The sequence below is a fragment of the Enterococcus sp. DIV2453a genome (genome assembly GCF_050533535.1).
Taxonomy (GTDB): Bacteria; Bacillota; Bacilli; order Lactobacillales; family Enterococcaceae; genus Enterococcus; species Enterococcus faecalis.
The window spans coordinates 1,725,426-1,743,034 of sequence record NZ_CP172899.1; the positions used below are offsets into that span (position 1 = coordinate 1,725,426).

General features: G+C 35.5%; 20 protein-coding genes. All 20 read right to left on the bottom strand.

Annotated features, from left to right (window positions below; translation table 11 throughout):
• Positions 1-6: 6 nt before the first annotated feature.
• The gene (locus tag IGK03_RS08535) at positions 7-498 is read right to left on the bottom strand and encodes a hypothetical protein (RefSeq protein WP_002364194.1); all 492 of its coding nucleotides are present in this window, start codon (positions 496-498) and stop codon (positions 7-9) included.
• A complete protein-coding gene (locus tag IGK03_RS08540; protein ID WP_002357046.1) occupies positions 498-785 on the bottom strand; it encodes a collagen-like protein in 288 nt (95 codons plus the stop codon). The genes IGK03_RS08535 and IGK03_RS08540 overlap by 1 nt, the downstream gene beginning before the upstream one ends.
• Entirely contained in the window at positions 782-1,378 is a 597-nt protein-coding gene (locus tag IGK03_RS08545) for a hypothetical protein (protein ID WP_002357045.1), read from the bottom strand. The genes IGK03_RS08540 and IGK03_RS08545 overlap by 4 nt, the downstream gene beginning before the upstream one ends.
• Entirely contained in the window at positions 1,371-2,252 is an 882-nt protein-coding gene (locus tag IGK03_RS08550; protein WP_002357044.1) for a phage baseplate upper protein, read from the bottom strand. The genes IGK03_RS08545 and IGK03_RS08550 overlap by 8 nt, the downstream gene beginning before the upstream one ends.
• 18 nt (positions 2,253-2,270) lie before the next feature.
• The gene (locus IGK03_RS08555) at positions 2,271-5,078 is read right to left on the bottom strand and encodes a phage tail spike protein (protein ID WP_173962363.1); all 2,808 of its coding nucleotides are present in this window, start codon (positions 5,076-5,078) and stop codon (positions 2,271-2,273) included.
• Positions 5,060-5,794, bottom strand: a complete 735-nt coding sequence (locus tag IGK03_RS08560) for a hypothetical protein (protein ID WP_002380434.1) — start codon at positions 5,792-5,794, stop codon at positions 5,060-5,062. Before IGK03_RS08560 ends, IGK03_RS08555 begins: the two co-directional genes overlap by 19 nt.
• The gene (locus IGK03_RS08565; RefSeq protein ID WP_025192830.1) at positions 5,784-8,681 is read right to left on the bottom strand and encodes a tape measure protein; all 2,898 of its coding nucleotides are present in this window, start codon (positions 8,679-8,681) and stop codon (positions 5,784-5,786) included. Before IGK03_RS08565 ends, IGK03_RS08560 begins: the two co-directional genes overlap by 11 nt.
• Before the next feature lie 247 nt (positions 8,682-8,928).
• On the bottom strand, positions 8,929-9,279 hold the full coding sequence (gene gpG, locus IGK03_RS08570) for a phage tail assembly chaperone G (protein ID WP_002357039.1): 351 nt from the start codon (positions 9,277-9,279) through the stop codon (positions 8,929-8,931).
• A 52-nt stretch (positions 9,280-9,331) separates the two neighbouring features.
• The gene (locus tag IGK03_RS08575; protein WP_002384363.1) at positions 9,332-10,180 is read right to left on the bottom strand and encodes a major tail protein; all 849 of its coding nucleotides are present in this window, start codon (positions 10,178-10,180) and stop codon (positions 9,332-9,334) included.
• Positions 10,181-10,555 carry a phage tail terminator family protein gene (locus tag IGK03_RS08580; RefSeq protein ID WP_002357037.1) on the bottom strand — a complete coding sequence of 125 codons (375 nt, stop codon included), beginning with the start codon at positions 10,553-10,555 and terminating at the stop codon, positions 10,181-10,183.
• A gap of 2 nt (positions 10,556-10,557) precedes the next feature.
• Positions 10,558-10,956: an HK97 gp10 family phage protein gene (locus tag IGK03_RS08585; RefSeq protein WP_002357036.1), complete on the bottom strand. Its 399-nt coding sequence runs from the start codon at positions 10,954-10,956 to the stop codon at positions 10,558-10,560.
• Positions 10,949-11,317, bottom strand: coding sequence for a hypothetical protein (locus IGK03_RS08590; RefSeq protein ID WP_002357034.1), 369 nt, complete (start codon positions 11,315-11,317; stop codon positions 10,949-10,951). The genes IGK03_RS08585 and IGK03_RS08590 overlap by 8 nt, the downstream gene beginning before the upstream one ends.
• The gene (locus IGK03_RS08595) at positions 11,314-11,658 is read right to left on the bottom strand and encodes a hypothetical protein (RefSeq protein WP_002357033.1); all 345 of its coding nucleotides are present in this window, start codon (positions 11,656-11,658) and stop codon (positions 11,314-11,316) included. Before IGK03_RS08595 ends, IGK03_RS08590 begins: the two co-directional genes overlap by 4 nt.
• Before the next feature lie 13 nt (positions 11,659-11,671).
• Complete coding sequence (locus IGK03_RS08600) at positions 11,672-11,854, bottom strand: hypothetical protein (RefSeq protein ID WP_002357032.1); 183 nt, start codon at positions 11,852-11,854, stop codon at positions 11,672-11,674.
• A 28-nt stretch (positions 11,855-11,882) separates the two neighbouring features.
• On the bottom strand, positions 11,883-12,770 hold the full coding sequence (locus tag IGK03_RS08605; protein ID WP_002357030.1) for a DUF5309 domain-containing protein: 888 nt from the start codon (positions 12,768-12,770) through the stop codon (positions 11,883-11,885).
• 13 nt (positions 12,771-12,783) lie between these two features.
• A complete protein-coding gene (locus IGK03_RS08610; protein ID WP_002393977.1) occupies positions 12,784-13,407 on the bottom strand; it encodes a capsid assembly scaffolding protein Gp46 family protein in 624 nt (207 codons plus the stop codon).
• Between the two features lie 218 nt (positions 13,408-13,625).
• Positions 13,626-13,946, bottom strand: coding sequence for a hypothetical protein (locus IGK03_RS08615; protein ID WP_002380436.1), 321 nt, complete (start codon positions 13,944-13,946; stop codon positions 13,626-13,628).
• Positions 13,947-14,002: 56 nt separating this feature from the next.
• On the bottom strand, positions 14,003-14,233 hold the full coding sequence (locus tag IGK03_RS08620) for a hypothetical protein (RefSeq protein ID WP_002380437.1): 231 nt from the start codon (positions 14,231-14,233) through the stop codon (positions 14,003-14,005).
• Positions 14,234-16,138 carry a hypothetical protein gene (locus IGK03_RS08625; RefSeq protein ID WP_002393613.1) on the bottom strand — a complete coding sequence of 635 codons (1,905 nt, stop codon included), beginning with the start codon at positions 16,136-16,138 and terminating at the stop codon, positions 14,234-14,236.
• Entirely contained in the window at positions 16,113-17,600 is a 1,488-nt protein-coding gene (locus IGK03_RS08630) for a phage portal protein (RefSeq protein ID WP_002393614.1), read from the bottom strand. The genes IGK03_RS08625 and IGK03_RS08630 overlap by 26 nt, the downstream gene beginning before the upstream one ends.
• Between the last annotated feature and the right edge of the window lie 9 nt (positions 17,601-17,609).

Consider the following 17,609-nt stretch of genomic DNA (forward strand, 5'->3'; position numbering starts at 1 on the left):
TTCCTCCTAGTATTCATAAATCGCACTTAACGCAAACATTTTACTGCCTGAACCAGCCGTATCACTAGAAGAGGCATTTAAGTCGTTTCCAGTAATTTTAGTATCCTTAATATATAAATATTTCCGTACTAAATTAGTATAGTATCCATGTAAAAGGAAAATAACTCCCCCAGAACCTGGATTCTGCGCATGCTGTTTAGGCACTAAGAAAAAGTGATAACACGCACCGTTCAAAGCTCCTTCTTTGGTATATTCTTGCCATTGTAAAATCCAACCATTCTCACACTGTGAAAGAGACTTAGAAGGTACTTGCCCATTTCCTGCAGCTCCGCCATACCATGCACCTGTCCACAACGGTTCTTTTTTGGTAATTTTTTGATATGCTTTGTCCGCATCTATTTTTTTTATATAAGATTCAAGCCCATCAATTGCGGCAGTATGTGTTTTAAGATAGACTGGTTTTCCTTTTTCTTTTAATTGAACAATATCTGTTGTCATTACACTTCCCCTACCTTTTCAAACGTAATTGCTGGCAATCCATCTAGCTTTGTTTTATCTTCTTTAGACATCAAGCCATTTTTTATTGAGGTTGCAACGTCTGTCGTTGTTGCATTTTGCCCTGCTGGACCTTGCGGACCAACGTCTCCTTTATCTCCTTTTGGACCTTGTGGACCTGGGTCTCCCTTTTCACCTTTCAATACTTCTGGTTTCCCTTCCACAGCATTCCAATGTGTTTGAGGAAATACCTGTGTTCCTCCTTGTTTTACTTTAACAATATCTGTCATTCAACTTCCCCTACTCTCTCAAACGTAATATCAGGTATTCTGTCAATGGCTTCTTGAACTTTTTGGTCAACATATTGTTGATTCACTCCGCCGCCATCGCCACCACCAGTTGCTGAAATAACACCATCTTCTGAAATAGAAATATTCGCTCCAGCAGTATAACCTTTCAACTCTTCCAGTTTCGATTTTAGTTCAGTGGTGAAATTTTGATCTGTTTGCTTTACCGCAGACAACGTTCCGTCTTCTGTAATTTCTAACAGTTGGCCAACCTTTATTCCGCCCAGTTCATCTGCGGTAGCGATTGGAAGAATGTACACGCCTCCCTCGCCATTTGACAACCGTTGAAACATTTCAGCAGTGATAATACCGTCTGTTTCTTCTGTCGCATAAGGAAGTTCTGTCAGTGCATTTTCTAAGCCTAGATCTGCTTTAGTGATAATTACTGCCCCAGTATATCCATTAACAGATAATACTTTTGATTGACCCGCAATAATTTTTTCTAATCCTCGAACAGCGGATGCATGTGTAATAGGATAAAACTGACGTTCCACGCCATTTTCATCGGTTTCCATCATTCGTTTTGCTTTAACCACTTATTTCACCCACTTTTTCAAACACATAAGCGTTCTGTTTTGTATCATCAACTGTTGCGATAACCAATGCCCCATCGATCGCAGGATAATCAACTGTTCCAACAATTTCTGTTTCATGATTCAGTGAAAAAGCATCATCTTGTAAAATAATCAAGTCACTTATTTCGCCATATTCTAACGTATATAAGCGTTTCTCTAATTTCTGATACAAATATTCCATATCTGCCAATAAACGTTCAGAAATTGAATTATGGCGCACTCCTTGAATGTCTACACGTGCATCCATTAGCTCGGCTAACATCGTACCGCCAGGATCAATCGTTTTTAAAATATCTTTGATTGATTCGAACCATGAAGTGAAATCTGTTTTTTGCGCATCTCGCCACGCTTCGAACTCTTCTTTTCTAGCATTCATCCAATCAGTAAAATCACCCTTATTTTCGTTGATAAAAGCGTTCATGTCCGCGATTAAATCTTCAATGGACTGCCAATAAGAACCCATTTCACCTTCTGTTTTCGAAGCAGCATTCACTACAAAGTAAGAAAAGTTTTGCGTTGCACCAATCAGGTTATCACCTTTATGAATACTGAAATATGCTTCTTGTCTGTGTAACGACTGCATAGAATATTCATCAAAGGTATACTGAATAATCCCTTTTTTGGCATTCACAATTTTTGCTGAACGTTGAATCGGATATTTATTATCAATAACCGATTCAAAAAAAACTTCGCAACCTGTTAAATCAAGTGGCCAAGCATTTTCAACTAGTATGGCTTCTAAGACTTCTGTGTTTCGATTTCCTTGTCGTACATTCTGAATCCCAATGTAATTGTAAGGTTCAGTTGTACTTAGCGTTGCTTGCCATTTAACCATTGAAAAATCCTCCTTTCGTTATTTTGGTGGAATAACAATCGATTGAATAGAATTAGCAAAATATAATCGGTCATATTTTGCGACAATTTGCCCTTGCTCGGCGTTCTGTTCTATGGTTTGGATACGTCCGTTATTTAAGCCGTAAATCACGCCCGTGTGACCATATGTTGGGTCTACTGTCCAACCTGTTCCCCATTGGCCACCTCGTCTAATATTGACGATTGCTCCTACCACTAAATCTTGATACGTTGGATTTTGGATTACTCGCCAACCTACCGCATTCCAATCATATGCTTCACCAATATCTGCAGCAGATGATGTATCACCAATTACATGTGAAAAGCCATAAATTGTTCCTGCACCTAAACCACAGCCGCCCATAAAACCAGAATATTCGGCTGGAACGGCATAACATTGCCCATTACCAAGCCATTTGCCCATTAAGGTCTCCAAATGTTCTATGCCAGCTTTTCCTGTTGCAGTAGAAGCTTTCAAATCTTTGAATTTGTCATACCATACTTGTGCATAGGTTTGTCTTTCTGGATGTGCTGCAGCTGGACGTTCAAAGTTTAATTCAAACGCATAAGCAGCTGTTTTAGGCGAGCTGACAACTTTAAATTCATCAACTGTTAATGGACTTACTTGTCCTAACCATTGCCCATTGAACATACACCAATTAATTAATTGAGCTTGGGCTAATGACGTCCTATAGTCTTGTTTGATACCTGCAGCTGCGATTAAGCGTTGTACATATTCTCGGCCATTCCAAGTTGGTGCACCTACCAATGGATATGCTGAACCGTCCCATTGAACCCATCCGTAAGCTGGACCGCCTATTTGTTCGGTATCTGGGTTCATACTTGGACCAACTTCTCCTTGTACATTTCCAAGGATACCTGCAGCAGCTGCTTTGCTGTATCCGTTAGCTAATAGGTAACTCCATAAGTCCCAAGCAAATTTATCTGCATCGCTTGTAACTTCTGATGGATAACCACCTGTTCCAGCTCCAGAACCGCCACCACCATTTTGACCAGGTATAACTTCTTTGCCGCCCACAATCAATCGATCAACTGTCAGAATTGCTTTACTTCCATTTGGACCAAAAAAGTTAAAATTATTTCCAACAAAAAACTGTGTAGGACCAGTAATTAAATGTCCTGTGCCTGATTGGTTAGACAAACCAATAATTTTTTGGGGATTATCTGCGACTAATAGTAATGAATTCCCATCAGAAACTACAGGATTTCCATTTTTATCTGCTAACCCTGGAAAAGGATTTCCCTTTGTTCCCATCGTGCCAACGTGACTATTACCATTCCAAAACTCCATCCCTTTTTTAGTTAATTCCATGATTTTTTTCTTATTATTCCAAGCTTGTAAAGTACCGTTTACCATACGTAAAATATCTCCACAGCTATTAAATGATGTTTCAAAAATATTAGATTTTATTTTGCCAGCTCCTATAAAGTCCGCATTCAATACTCCATTAATTCCCCACGCATTTTTAAATGTACCTTTCCAGCCAGTTCTTGAGAATCCAATTCCTTTGTTATTAATTGCAATCACATCTTTTGCAGTATCCGTGGATTCCGTATCTAAGTAATAATGGGTATTAGGTCGATTTTTAGGATATTGAAGTATACTTCCACCTTCAACACCGTTAATCAAATTAGTAATATAATCTACAAAATCACTCATATACTCTTTTTTTGTCAATGTTTTTATAGCTTCTTGAAAGTCTTGGCTTTGCTGTTTATAAAAAGCAACTTGGATATCTCCCGCAGTGATTTTTATTGTTTTTTCTGCTAAAGCATCATAGACAATTCCTGTAACTTTCGTTTGAATGTCAATATCATAAAGCTTGTGGTATACAGTGAATGTATCGAATAAATTATAGTTACGCATCTTAGCAAATTCTTTTGCTTCTTCTGAATCTGTAAGTTTCTCAATTTCTAATTCAATAGAAACTTTAGGCTTATCACTTCCTGGATATAATGTAGTGAAGTATTTACTTGCCACTTTATTTAAGCTAGCTATATCTTTTACTCCTTGATCTTCAGTAAACTGAATGTATTGAGCGTAAACATCAGGATACTTACTGATATATTCGCTTTTAACTGCATTTCCATAAATCCGTTGAGAAGTTCCGTCTGCTCCACTTTGAAGCTCTGCAAATGGCAAAACTTTAGTAACAATTGATTGCCAATCAAATTTAATGGTTAATCCTTTTAAATCTTTACCATAACGAACAGTTCCAACGTTATCTCGTCCTCTACGCCTTAGCAAAGATAATTTAAAAGGCTCTCGTTTTATTTCTCCGCCCCAGTATTGAAGTAGAGAACCTTGTTCCCCTGCAATACAATTCAATACATTTCTAGCTTCAAATGTAGTGCTAGAAGCTGTATTTATATCAGAATATAGTTTGATATCACAAGGTTCGTCCATGTTCTGTTCGATTAATTTCATTGCTTCTGCACCATTACGATTATCAACTGTTACTAGCCTCACTTGTCTGTTTCCTAGCTTATAAGTACGAGATTGGGCATAAATAACAATGCTATTAGTAAAAGTATCTTTAAACGTTTGTTTGATCTCAAAAATGTGGTATTCTTCTAAGTCATTTGGCTTTGCTTTAATTTGATAGCCATTTTCGAAATAATCACTAAATCTGCTAATCGCTGGATAGTCCATTTCTAGTTCATATTTTCCGTTTGCTTCTTCAGTGATTTCGCAACGTGTCGCATCAACAAGACGTCCTAATCCATTTGTTGAAAAATCTTTTTCTCCAGGTTTAAAAATAACTGGAATCAAACCTTTCGCCTCCAATTCGGCTGAACCTTAAACTCTGTTACTTTACCAGTCCAGCGAAAATTATTCTCTCCACATTTTAAAATCGGATAATCTTTAAAAAGTGTTTTATGATCCAAGATTTCAAATGCTCCACCTGATTTTCTATAAGCTTCTTGTTTTTCTGAATCTATAATGATGTCACCGTTAATTGCTTTTAATGAATATGATTGATTATTGATAAAAAAAGAAATATCCCCAGACCCCAAAATATGAATAATGGGTTCTGAAGGATATTTTTCTGTATTGATTAACTGATTAGGATTACTTATCCAATATTGGCCAATACGATTTTTCTTAAAAGGTCGGATACTTACAGTAAATTCAAAAGGAATTAAAACCCCGCTTTTTCTTGTTCCTGTAAATTTTGGTGGACTCGTTACAATCGCCTGATAAATATAATGCTCATCAAAATAGACAATAAAATCAGAATAGTTTCCCATATCGAGCCAAAAGGAAATTTCATCTTCTAAAAAAGAAACTTCTTGTAAAGTATTTGCTTTCGCATAGCATGTAATGGTACGTTCTACATTTTTATAATATGCAAAATCAACGGCTATTGAATCATTACCCATTCGCTCCCTAAGCTCTACCACACGTCCTGCAGAAAGTCGTTCAGGTCTTTCTCTCATAAATACATTGAATTCAGAACTATGTTTTCCATTAAGAAAAAACTGTCCTCTTTTAAATTCCACCAAAAGCACCCCCCGTTGCATCACTATCTCTATTTTTAACAATTTGAATATACTTAACGAGGTCTTTAGCCATATCCATTAATTGTTTTTCATTTAATTTTCCCATAGCTTGTATATTGATATTGAAAGTATCACCGCCAATATTAGTCGTAGCATTACCTTTATTTTTAGCTAAGCTTTCTGTTTGAGCTCCTTGTTGGTTGATATATCTGCCAGTAGTAGAAAAATTTGGTAACTCTGTTGGTAAATCAGTCATTTTTTTCACTGATTTGTCAAGCGTTCCTTTTTCTTGGTCAATACCAGCTACAACACCTAATACAATATTTTTACCAATCATATCCCGCATCCATCTTGAAGGTGAATGAATGCCTAAAGCACCTTTGATTTTTTCTTTAATATTACCAGCAACTTCTTTAATTTTTTTATTCACAGCACCAATCATTGAACCAATACCGTTAACTAATCCTTGGATAATATTTTTACCAATTTCAAATAAATCGATATGGCGCATATCATTAAAGGTTTGCTTCACATTTTCAACTGTATCACTAACGCTTCTTTTAAGATTATTCCACGCATTTTTAGCACCTTGTACCAAATTGTTGAAAATATTAACTGTTCCCTGTTTTAAGTTTTCCCAACCGTTAATGATGCCGTCTTTTATACCTGTCACAAGATCAACAATCCACTGTTTAAAATTATTCCAGGTATCTTTTGACCATTGAACAGTTGCGTTAAATGTATCAACTGTGCCTTGTTTTAAGCTATTCCAACCATCAATTACACCATTTTTAATGTTTTCTACTGTTTCAAAGAACCAAGTTTTCAAACTTTCCCATATTCTAATTGCTTCAAATTTAATATTTATCCACGTTTCGATGATAGAATATTTAATTTCAATCCAAACGTTGATTGCTCCATATTTAATGTCAATCCAGAGTAAGGTGAAAAATAACTTCACATCAATCCAAATCTTTTTAATTGTCAACATCAATCCATTGAAAATAGAAGTGACTGAATAGGAAATAGCTGTAACAGTGTTATAAAAGATATTTTTAATCCCGAACCAAATAGTCTGAGCAGCTTCAGCAATATTATCCCAAACGGCAATCATGTTTTCTTTTGCCTCTTCCCATCCACCTGTGATCATTGATGTAATGAAAAGAATTGGAGCTAATAGAACATTTTTTAGAATGGTGACGACATTTTCAGCGATCATTTTGACATTTTCAATGTTCGCTTTCATAGCGTTAACAACCATTTTAAACGCATTTTTGATTCCTGTTACATATGGACCAATATATTTCCAAACAAAATCAAATGCTGTTGTGAAAACATCTGATATTGATTTTCCAACACCCTTAAACCAATCTTTCACATTATCAAAGCCATTTTTAAAACTTTCTCCAACACTTTTAGCACTGTCAGCAGCACTTTGTTTAATATTTTCCCATGTATTTTTTGAGCCTTCTTTTGTTGAATTCCAAAGTCCACTGAAAAATTCCTTGGTACCGTTCCACTTATTTTTAACCCAGTCGGCTGCATTTCCAGGTGCTTCTTTCATCCATGTGCCAGCATTCGAAAAAGCCTCTTTTGTGCCATCCCACATGTTGCTGAAAAATTCCATTGTGGAATTCCAGGCTTTTACAACTACATCAGCAGCGCTTGAGATGACCTCCTGTATATTTTTCCAAATGTTTTTGACAACATCTCTAAAGCCTTCATTAGTTTTCCATAGATAAATAAACGCTGTGACTAACCCTACTACAGCAGTTAAGATTGCGACAAAAGGATTTGATAGCATTGTCTTATTTAAAATTGCTTGAGCTATCGAAAGTGCTTCTGTACCTTCCCTCCAAGCTTTAAATGCTGCATTCACTTTATTCACAAGCATCAACGTTCCAATGCTGCCAGCTAAACCTGCAAGCAATGGTGCATAAGGTTTTAACGTATCATACAATGTTTTGGCTGTTTTTATCATTGGCGGAATCATCTCGGCAAATTTAGATAAAGCTGCTTCCATTTTTGCCCCTTTGTCAGCAATGATTTCACTTATACTTCCAAAACCCGCACTTTTTAAACCTTCGTCAATTTTAGTTACAACGTTGGCCACACCACGGACGATTGCAGTCTTCATGTTAGCTAAACCTGTTTTAATACCAGCGGTAGAATCTTTAGCAATCTGTTCTAATGATTTAAGACCGCCACCGCCTTCTTTATTTAATTTGATTAAAGCATCTTGGAATTCTTCAACTGAAATTGAGCCATCGGAAAGACCTTCTTTCATCTGACCAGCTGTTAATCCCATTTGTTTCGCCAAAGCATTCAACGCTGGACCCAAACCACTGTTAATCATTGAGTTCCAAGTTTGCGCATCTACTTTACCATTAGAAAATGACTGTGAAAGCTGAATAATAGCATTTTCTACCATTTCAGCAGAACCACCAAAACCGAGGATACCGTTATTTAAAGCTGCGAAAATCTGTTCTGACTTCCCTAAATCATTTGTTGATGAAGCGATTAATTGAACACCTTTAATAGCGCTATCTAACGGCGTAGGCAGCCCTTGGATACTTTTCTTTAAGCTATCCATTGTTTTAGATGTTTCACCAGCTGAAAAGCCCATATTTTCAAACACACGATTTGCGTTATTTAACGTATCTACACGATTAATGGCCCCGTCGATGTTGCTGGTAATCAATCCAATACCTTTAGAGATAATTTTAGTTGCTCCGCTAGCTAAAAAGTTACCAACAAAAGACGTCCATATGCTCCCAAGAGATCGGCCGCCTTTTTGTCCTGTTCTATCAACTTCAACATCAAAGCCTTGTAACTTTTTTACTGCTGAATTTAATCCTTGTGAAAAGCCAGATTCATCCAGTATCATTTTTAAGACTAAGTCTTCATTGTTCAAAAAGTACCCCCTCCCTCTTAGAACATAGTATTTTCATCAAGATATTTGATATTTTCAAATTCGTCTACAGCATCTTTAAATGCATAAATTTTCAAAAGCTCGTTTAAATCTGTGTTTTCGATCTCATTTAAAGTCCACCCATTCTCAAGAAGCGAACTTTTTAGTTCTGCTTCTCGATATTGTGGCGTGTACTTAAAATGAGGATGATATAAAAGTTCCGTTACTTTTTTTTCTGTTCAGAATAAATTGCATCATAACCAGAAGTAACAGAACCTAACAATTGAGCTGTAATTTTCAATAATTCACGAGCATCCATACCGTCAATATATTCTTGTCCAGTAAACTGTTTTTCAAAAATAACGTCAGCAATAAAGTCATAGCATTCTCTTAAAATAGGACGAATTGCTTCCATATCATTTGTTTTTGTTGCTTCTTCTAACCTGATTTGTAAATCCGTACCTGTATCCATGACTGAACCTGGTAAAAATTCTGCCGACGTGAATTGTTTTGTAGTATATTTGCTTCCATCTTTAATCATTAATTTAATTTTTTGTTGAAATTTACTTGCCATTTTAATTCCTCCATATAAAATAGGACGACAAGGTCGTCCTAAACTGTTATTTTTAATCTGCTGTTGTTACATTTAATGTACATTTTGCGGTAAAGTTACCATCTTCTGTTGTGACTACGATTTCCGTTGTCCCTTCTCCTACAGCAGTAACCTTCCCTTGAATTGGTGTTACAGTTCCAATAGCCTCACTTTCTGAACGGAACTGATATTTTTTATTTGAGGCGTTATCTGGTGTAATTGTCGGTGTTAAGGTTGCTGTTTGGCCAACTTTTAAATTTAACTCTGTTTGGTCTAAAGTTACACCAGTAACAGCAGTAGTATTTTCTTTACGTGGATCCATTACCTCAGTAAACCAGTTTTTAATCATCTCTAAGTCGACACCTTCATCGTCTTCATCCACGGAATACATATAACCCAACCCTGGAACATCAACGAAAGACCCCGTCCATTCTGGATGAGTATAAGATACTGAACTTCCTTCTAATGTAGATGTTTCATCAGATGTTAAAGCAAATTTTCCTTTATAGAAAATCGTATAGCGATATTTACCGTTCGATTTTCGGCGACGGTAAGCAAATGCTCCATCTGATGCAATATCATCCGCAGACCGCAATACGCCACCCTTTAATTTTTTTCCCCCTGTAATTTCAGCTAAAACTTCATTTTGGTAGCCGTTTGTTTCTAAAGTAACTTCTGCACCACCAAATGCAACATACTGATCTTGAACTACACTATCGCCATAGTCAGGCGTTGTTTCTGTTGTAACATCTGGTTTGATACTGACAGCAGTACCGATTGTAATTGGCGTTCCGTAAACTGGAAAAGCGCCCGTTTCGTCTTTTAGTGGGAACCACGTTGGCTTCTCTACAGAAATGACACTTACATTTTTCATTTTTGCCATCTATTTTTCACTCCATTCAATTAATTGTGGGAACGCAACATTAAAATTGATATGTTGAATTCCGTCTGTTTTAAACGTTTGATAATCTTCTGGAAACAATTCATTTCCGTCCAAATTCAACACATTAAAAAAAGCCCCACAGCTTTCTGTTAGGCTTGTTACTAATTGTTTATCTTTCTTACTATCAACCAGTGCAATATCAACATTGTATGCTTTATTTTGAACGTTTTGACCTACATTATCAGTCAGACTCTCTTCAAGACTTAACACAAAATAAAACGGTTCTGACGATTGCATTACATCATCAAGATAGATAGGCGCATTCGAGAACTGTTTTATTGTGTCAGTAAGCATTTTTAAAATTTTATCGTACATATCTAACCTTTCTTAACAATGATAATCGCCATTTGTTTAAATCGTTTCGGAATATATGTTGCATTAGCTAATTTATTAGATTTTTGCAACATAAATCTGCCTTTAACAAATCCGCCATTTTTTGTTCGGTGGCCATCGTTTACATATCTAAAGTATTTTTCATTATTAATCAATGCTCCCACGATACGACCACTAGACAACTTTCTAGCTTTAATGATTCGATAGCCTCGTCTTAAATCACCCGATTTAATTGGTGTCATAGGTACAATTAACTGATAAATTTTAGCTAACGAATCATTCACCATTGCAGCACCTTCTTTTTCAGCAATGGGTGTCATTTTCTTTAAATTTGCAATAACTTTATCAGCATTTGATTTCATTCTAAGATCGCTTTTACTCATCAATTGAACTTCCTGATAGCACTACTTCTATATGGCTTGGATAATAAAAAGGTTTTTTTGAAAATAACACATGTTTTTGACCTGTACCTTGAGTAATAGTTATTCTATCTCCTTTTTTAACTTTTATATTAGGTTCTAAAAAAAGTTTTTGTTCTTCATAAGAGATATTAAACGCTTCTTTGTTTTCTATTACAGGTAAGTTCCCCATACTTCCTTGAGAGAAAGCACAGGGTAACTTGCCAACATGAATTGGAAAATAAACTTGTTCAGTAATCCCACTTTCCGTATTTTCAATATCGCTCATTCTCTCAATAACACAGGTATCAAAATAAGTAGCTGCTAAAATTTCTGCTTCATTCAATAGAAAAACACCCCGCTATCACAGCCTAAAATACGTTTAATAGCACTGCTATAGTTCTTCATGAGTGATTGTATGTCTTTTGATTCAACTACATAACTAATTGATGTATCACCACGTTTTACACTAGCTACAGACTTATCTATTTCGTTTTTTAAAGCTTTGTAGATAACCTCAATTATAAGTTGTTCAAACTCGTCCCAAGCAATATCAATTTTGCAAGTATTGTAAGAATTGATTTCAAAGATAACAAGGTTTAAAACAGACAAAATCCTATCTTCAGAAGCGTTAGGTAGCATCAATTGAATTTTCTCAACGATTTCTTCTTTTTTTTCATCAACCATAAAGCATCATTACCTAAACTTTAAAAGTATCTGCAGCACGTTCTAATATCTCAATAGCTTCTTTGTCATCTTCTGAAACTACAAATTCATTATTTTCGTTTGCTGTGATAAATTTTTTTGTTTTAGGATGCATAAAGCCCACAAAGTTTTTCTTGTCAAGCACACGATAGGTTACTTCTTTTTTTGCTGTTGCCATTTTTAATTTCCTCCTTCGTTATTATATTTTAGGCTTTCAAGTTCAAGATTGCTCCAGAATTAGAAGCTTTGTATTCAATTGAATACTCACCAACTAATCCAATCCGTCTTGAATCTGTTGTTTTTGCTAATTCTTCCGCACGCCATTCACGTAGTGGACGTAATTTTACATAATTAGTATCAATAGCTGCGATTGTTCCATTAGGTAAATTAGGTTCAATTAACGCAATTCCTGAGCCGTAATTTGAGACAATATTTCCAAGTTGCAATCCAAAAGTAAGTTTATCGCCAAATTGCACAATTTTTGTTGATTTTTCATCCAACTGATCAGTCATTAATTCTTGCATATCAGGTGCTACTAAACATAATTTTTCGCCCATGTATCCTTTTTGGAACATTGTTTTAAATAAGGCATCAATATCTTTTCTTGTTACTGCCCCCGCAGCTGCTGTTTCGACTTTATTCGTTGAGCTAATCAAATTTAAAATTCCGTTCATCTGACGACCTTTAGAACCAGATTCATCAGCCTTTACACCAACAATCAATTTACGATTTAAGTCAATTTTCATTTCTGTAGCACGAAGAGCTACTTGGCTATTCAATTCATTTCCTACACCATCTACATTAATAGCATCTAATGTGCCAGATACAGAAGTTGATTTTCTGAAAATTTCAGTATAGTTGTTAAACCATGTACGATCAGATTCCGCATCTGCGTATTCTCCGCCTTCTAATTGAGCAGATGAATCATCATTATTCATGCCGTATTCTCGCCATTTAATCTCAGTTGACTTGGCAGCTTCAACTTTGCCTGCGCCTAACAAATAGCTTAAAAATGGTGTATTTGGAACTTGTAATGCATTAACTTCCTGTGAAATATCTAAATACTCAAGATTATTTAATGAACTTTTTTTCATTTGTAGTTTCCTCCTAATCGATAAATGCTTGTAATTTTTGTCCTAATGCTGCCTCTGGATTTTCAAACGATTTTGTTTGATTACCAGTTACCATGTTGGTTTGTTGCGATTTATTACCAAAAGCTTTAGTCATTTCTACATTTTTAATAGCTTCTGCATGCTTATCATTTATTGCTTCTAAAAGCTCTGTAAAGCCTTCTACAGCCTTCTTAGTAAATTCAGTATCTGAACTAACAAGATTATTTAACATAAATTGAGAAATAGAATCTTTCAAATCCCCGTCCCAATCTAAGCCAGCAATTTTTTCTGCAACAAAAGCCTTATTATCACTAGTCACACGTAATGCCTTTTCAGCTTCAAATTCAGCCTGTAATTCTTCTAATTTAATTTGTTCAGGAGTTTTATTTTTCTTAGATTCTTCATACTCCTTGATTGTTGTTTCCTTGATTTTTTCAAGATTATTTTGTTTCCAAGCTTCTAATTGTTTATCTGCAGCTGATTGTGACTGTGATTGTACAAATTTTTGTGCTTCCTCATTTGATTCTACAAATGCCTTAAAATCATCGAAAGTGAAGTTTGTACCACCGTCTTCTTCAGCAAACATTTGTAAATTCATTGGTAATAGGTTTGGTTTCATTTTGTTTCTCCTTTCGCTCCACGATTCGACTAATCGCCCCGCATTGCTTTAGATTTATTTATTGCGCCCCACCATTCAATTAAGCCCAGCATTGCGCTAGTTTAACGTCATTTCGGACAAAATAAAAAGCCTAACTTTCGTCAGACTTTAATTGCTTTTCTTCTCTTAGTAAATGCTCTTCATAATCTGCATCTAAGTAATCATAGGGATCCATCTAATCACTTCCAATTCTTATGGACCAGTTCAGCACCTAACATTTGATAATCAGTGACAGCATCTTTTACGTTTTGCAGAGTCCTAGACACAATCGAAATAGTTAATTTACTTTTTTTACCTGGTAACGAATACAAAATATCAACGTGACAATAATTACCACCCCAAACTGATTTAAGCTCATCTTTGACGATATTACCGTTGCCATCTCTCAAAGTGTGTTTGGTTAAGTATCGTTCGTTTTCTTGTTCAAAAGCTTTTTTATAGGCTTTTTCTGTACCATTGGTAACTTCTAGATTTAATACTGCTTCGAATAATCCTTTCATGATCTCACCTCCAATTTAGGGTATAAAAATAGCACTCAAAGTTATCCTTTAAGTGCTTAGTAAAGTCTGCTATGGTAATCTGACGGGACGTGGACCGATTTATTTTCTTTAATATGCTCATCAATGAATTTCGCTAATTTTTTTGCACCTAGAATAGAAAAATCGAAGTCATCACTCTTTGTTACATCGATATATTCATATATTGGAAACTCATCATGGAAATGTTGTTCATACTTTTTAACTGCATCATCAATAATAGACCATGCGCCATCTTCGCAACTAAACACTTATTTCACCGCCTTTAAAATATCATCTACTAATTTTTCCCATTGGCTTACTGCTGTCGGAAAAATCTCTTTCATTAATTCTCTTGACTTATCGTTAGCAACCACTTCTGTCATATGTGCAAAAAATTCCGTTTCTGTGCTACCTGTTGTTTGCCAATAGCGCTTGCCGTGACCAAAACCTAACGGATAGTCTCCTAGAGAACCTATAGATTCAATCATATCTGAAATAGCGGATACTGAGTTAGGATTTTCCCTAACTATTTTTGATAATCGTTCTCTAGTTTTTTGTAAGTTCTCTGTATTTTTTTTATAAATTTCCGCCCTTAAGTCATCATAAGCCTTTTTCTTATCCGCATTTCTAGGTCTATTACCTAAATCATTATAGGATGGCAAATCTCCGTTTACATATTTCCAAAAATCGCGTTCTAGCGCTTCTTTAATGTTATACTCAGAAAGTGACGATGCGTGTGTTATATGCACTTCTATAAAAGTGGTTCGTCTTCCTAGCTTTCTTTTTATCAGTTTTCCTGTCGGCATCGTATTTTTTCCTGTTAATACTTCAAGCCCAAGATGATCCAAAGCATGTCCTATCTCATGATAAACTGTTTGATAAGGATTAACACCCCTATCCCCATCAAATGATTTTTGACTAAGTTGAATTGATTTTCCTTGTGCAAATGCTCTTACTTCTTTGATGTCTTTAAACTCCAACTTATGCCCTATCACATTTATTAAGTTTAGCACCCTTTGGTCAGTTATCCCATCTAAATGATCTAAAAAATTAGAATAATTTTCTTTTCCTAAAGCTTCTTGCATGTTTGTTTTGTCTAATACGGATTTTAAATCGAGTTTAGTTGCACTAACTTTTGGATGATTTAATTTAATACCCCACTGCTTACTTGCGAATTCATCCAATAAATCACCAAACATCTCTTCATACAATTTATCTATGTCATCGCTAATTTCAGGAACAATTGGTATTTCAGTACAACGGCAACGTCCATGATACGGTGGATGCCAATCATCTTTAATCTCTTTTCCATGACGTCCACCACAAATAGAACAAACACGCTCATCTTCTGCCGACCAGCTTTGTGTTTGCTTAACACCTATATCCTTTAGCGATTTTCTTACACCTTCTACCGCAAAATGTGAATATTCCGTTCTAACAAGATTTTCAATCGAACGATTAAACTTTCCTTGTTCCAACTTAAACATACCGCTAATAACACCATCGTTTTTCATCGTTCTAAGAGCTTCCACAACTCCTTCACCACTTGCCAATGAATTAATAATGGAATTGCTCAAACGTTGCTCTAAGGTTGATATATTGCCCCATAAACGAGATGAAAATGTTTTTCCGCTCCACGGATAGTTCATGATGTTTTCTAGTTCATTCTTAGTTAAACCAGGTGCTGAACCGCCTAATAATTGTATCAACGCATTAGAATTAGAATTGTAGATTCGTTTTGTGATATTCTCTAAGTCGTTATTAAATTTACCGTTAACATCACTAGTTATTGCTTCACCTGCAAGGGTAGAAAAAATGTCTGCTCGTAATTGTAACAAGCGATTAACTTTCGCATAGTCAAAGGATGGAAAATATTCATCAATGAATTGTTTATAAGCTTCATCTGATTCCATCAACTTTTCATAGTTTTTTTCGATATACTTGCGGTACTTCTCTTGATCTTGTTTGCTAAAGTCTTCTAGCATTTCACTTTGAGTGATATCGTGTAAATCTGCTTGTGACAACAGCTGTCTTTGAATTTTAACTAAAGCACGTTCGAAAACAGATTCTAGCTCATTAAGAGTTTTCTTTTCCAGTTTCAAACGTGCTTTATCTTCTAATTCACGACGTTTTTCCCAATAACGTTCACTAGCCGTTGTTTTCTTCTTCGTCATTACCTGCACCACCTAGTTCATCATATTCACCGCTAGGATAATCTTGACCTTGTTCTAAATTCATCAAGTCCATTTCATAATCTGGGTCTTTAACAAATGGAATCTGATTAATAATTGTTCGTTTGGATACAAACGGTGAAAGTTTAGGCAATGCATCAGCAAGATAACCGATGTCTGTTGGCAAGCTACGACTGAATGTGAATACAATTTTTGACACATCAACATCTAATTTATCCCTAAATTTAATAAAGGCAGACATCGTCTCAGCTGCTTCTTTCAATCCTTCTTTAAAATACTGTTCTTTAGTATTTGTTTTAGCTTCTAGTGCAATAATTTGCCATTTGCGAGCTTCGCCAGAGCTATTAGACTTAAATACTTCATCATTGAAATCGATTGACTTAGTTACCGTGTAATAAAGCTTTTTCAGCTTATCAAGATGATACTCGTTGAAATCTTTATTAATGTCTTTCGTTACATACCCAACCTTAGCTTGTGGATCTGGCAAATTAATAATACCTAATTGTTCCATCATTCTTTGTGCTTCTTTTTCATCTAATCGTGAGCCACTAATGGCCATATAAGCAAGTTTAAACTGTTCAACTTCGTTTTGTTGGTCTGATAAGCTTCTATCAAATGCATCAGAAAGTTCTTCCGCCACTTCAAAATCGCAATAACGATTCGTGTTATTTTTAAATTCTGATAAGTAAAACGTTTCTAGCGGGTTTTCTACTTCCTCAATCAATTTAAATGTTCCAGATGCACTGACTAAATTAGATTCAACATATCTGCTATATATACATATTCTTTTTTTAGTAATGACTTTCATTTCTTCGAAAAATTTTTTTTGATGTGTATCGTATTTTTCACGAATAAAGATATCTGCATTTTCGTATTTTTCAGCTTTCCATGGTTCGATATTGCTCGCCCATAATTGCCAACCTTCCACGGTTTCAACAGGTTCTAACAAACGAAAAGCAACACCACAAGCTCCTTGAAACCGAGCTGTATCAGAATCAAGCATGGCAAACCGCATATCGTTTACTAACTCTGCTAATTTGTCGAATTCTTCAGGAGTTTTTGTCTCATTTCTGACATTCCCTGAAAACAAGTCTTTTACCTTTGAACCCATTTTTTGCAATATAGATTTGCGTTGTTCGGTAATATCATAATCCCACTTAATTGGAATGCCTGTGAAATGGTCAGCTGCTTGGTCGACAATAGTATTGTATAAACCAGCATGAAGTTTATTATTCACTTTTATAATCTCTGTGTTTGGTTTAGGTCTTCTATCGATCTCATTTTGTTCGCTTGTATAGGCTTTGTACTTACGCTCTCTATCATCAAAAAATGGCTTCATTTCAGTAATAAAATCATTAGGATCGAAAACTTCTTCATTAATTTGTGTAGAATATTTTGTTCGCACTCTTTTATACCGCTTCAAACTTAAATTGTTTTGAAACATTTTCCCACC

Coding starts and splice junctions, on each gene's coding strand:
- IGK03_RS08535 (WP_002364194.1), bottom strand. CDS start 498: ATGACAACAGATATTGTTCAATTAAAAGAAAAAGGAAAACCAGTCTAT.
- IGK03_RS08540 (WP_002357046.1), bottom strand. CDS start 785: ATGACAGATATTGTTAAAGTAAAACAAGGAGGAACACAGGTATTTCCT.
- IGK03_RS08550 (WP_002357044.1), bottom strand. CDS start 2,252: ATGGTTAAATGGCAAGCAACGCTAAGTACAACTGAACCTTACAATTAC.
- IGK03_RS08565 (WP_025192830.1), bottom strand. CDS start 8,681: ATGATACTGGATGAATCTGGCTTTTCACAAGGATTAAATTCAGCAGTA.
- gpG (WP_002357039.1), bottom strand. CDS start 9,279: ATGGCAAGTAAATTTCAACAAAAAATTAAATTAATGATTAAAGATGGA.
- IGK03_RS08575 (WP_002384363.1), bottom strand. CDS start 10,180: ATGGCAAAAATGAAAAATGTAAGTGTCATTTCTGTAGAGAAGCCAACG.
- IGK03_RS08580 (WP_002357037.1), bottom strand. CDS start 10,555: ATGTACGATAAAATTTTAAAAATGCTTACTGACACAATAAAACAGTTC.
- IGK03_RS08585 (WP_002357036.1), bottom strand. CDS start 10,956: ATGAGTAAAAGCGATCTTAGAATGAAATCAAATGCTGATAAAGTTATT.
- IGK03_RS08595 (WP_002357033.1), bottom strand. CDS start 11,658: ATGGTTGATGAAAAAAAAGAAGAAATCGTTGAGAAAATTCAATTGATG.
- IGK03_RS08600 (WP_002357032.1), bottom strand. CDS start 11,854: ATGGCAACAGCAAAAAAAGAAGTAACCTATCGTGTGCTTGACAAGAAA.
- IGK03_RS08605 (WP_002357030.1), bottom strand. CDS start 12,770: ATGAAAAAAAGTTCATTAAATAATCTTGAGTATTTAGATATTTCACAG.
- IGK03_RS08610 (WP_002393977.1), bottom strand. CDS start 13,407: ATGAAACCAAACCTATTACCAATGAATTTACAAATGTTTGCTGAAGAA.
- IGK03_RS08615 (WP_002380436.1), bottom strand. CDS start 13,946: ATGAAAGGATTATTCGAAGCAGTATTAAATCTAGAAGTTACCAATGGT.
- IGK03_RS08625 (WP_002393613.1), bottom strand. CDS start 16,138: ATGACGAAGAAGAAAACAACGGCTAGTGAACGTTATTGGGAAAAACGT.
- IGK03_RS08630 (WP_002393614.1), bottom strand. CDS start 17,600: ATGTTTCAAAACAATTTAAGTTTGAAGCGGTATAAAAGAGTGCGAACA.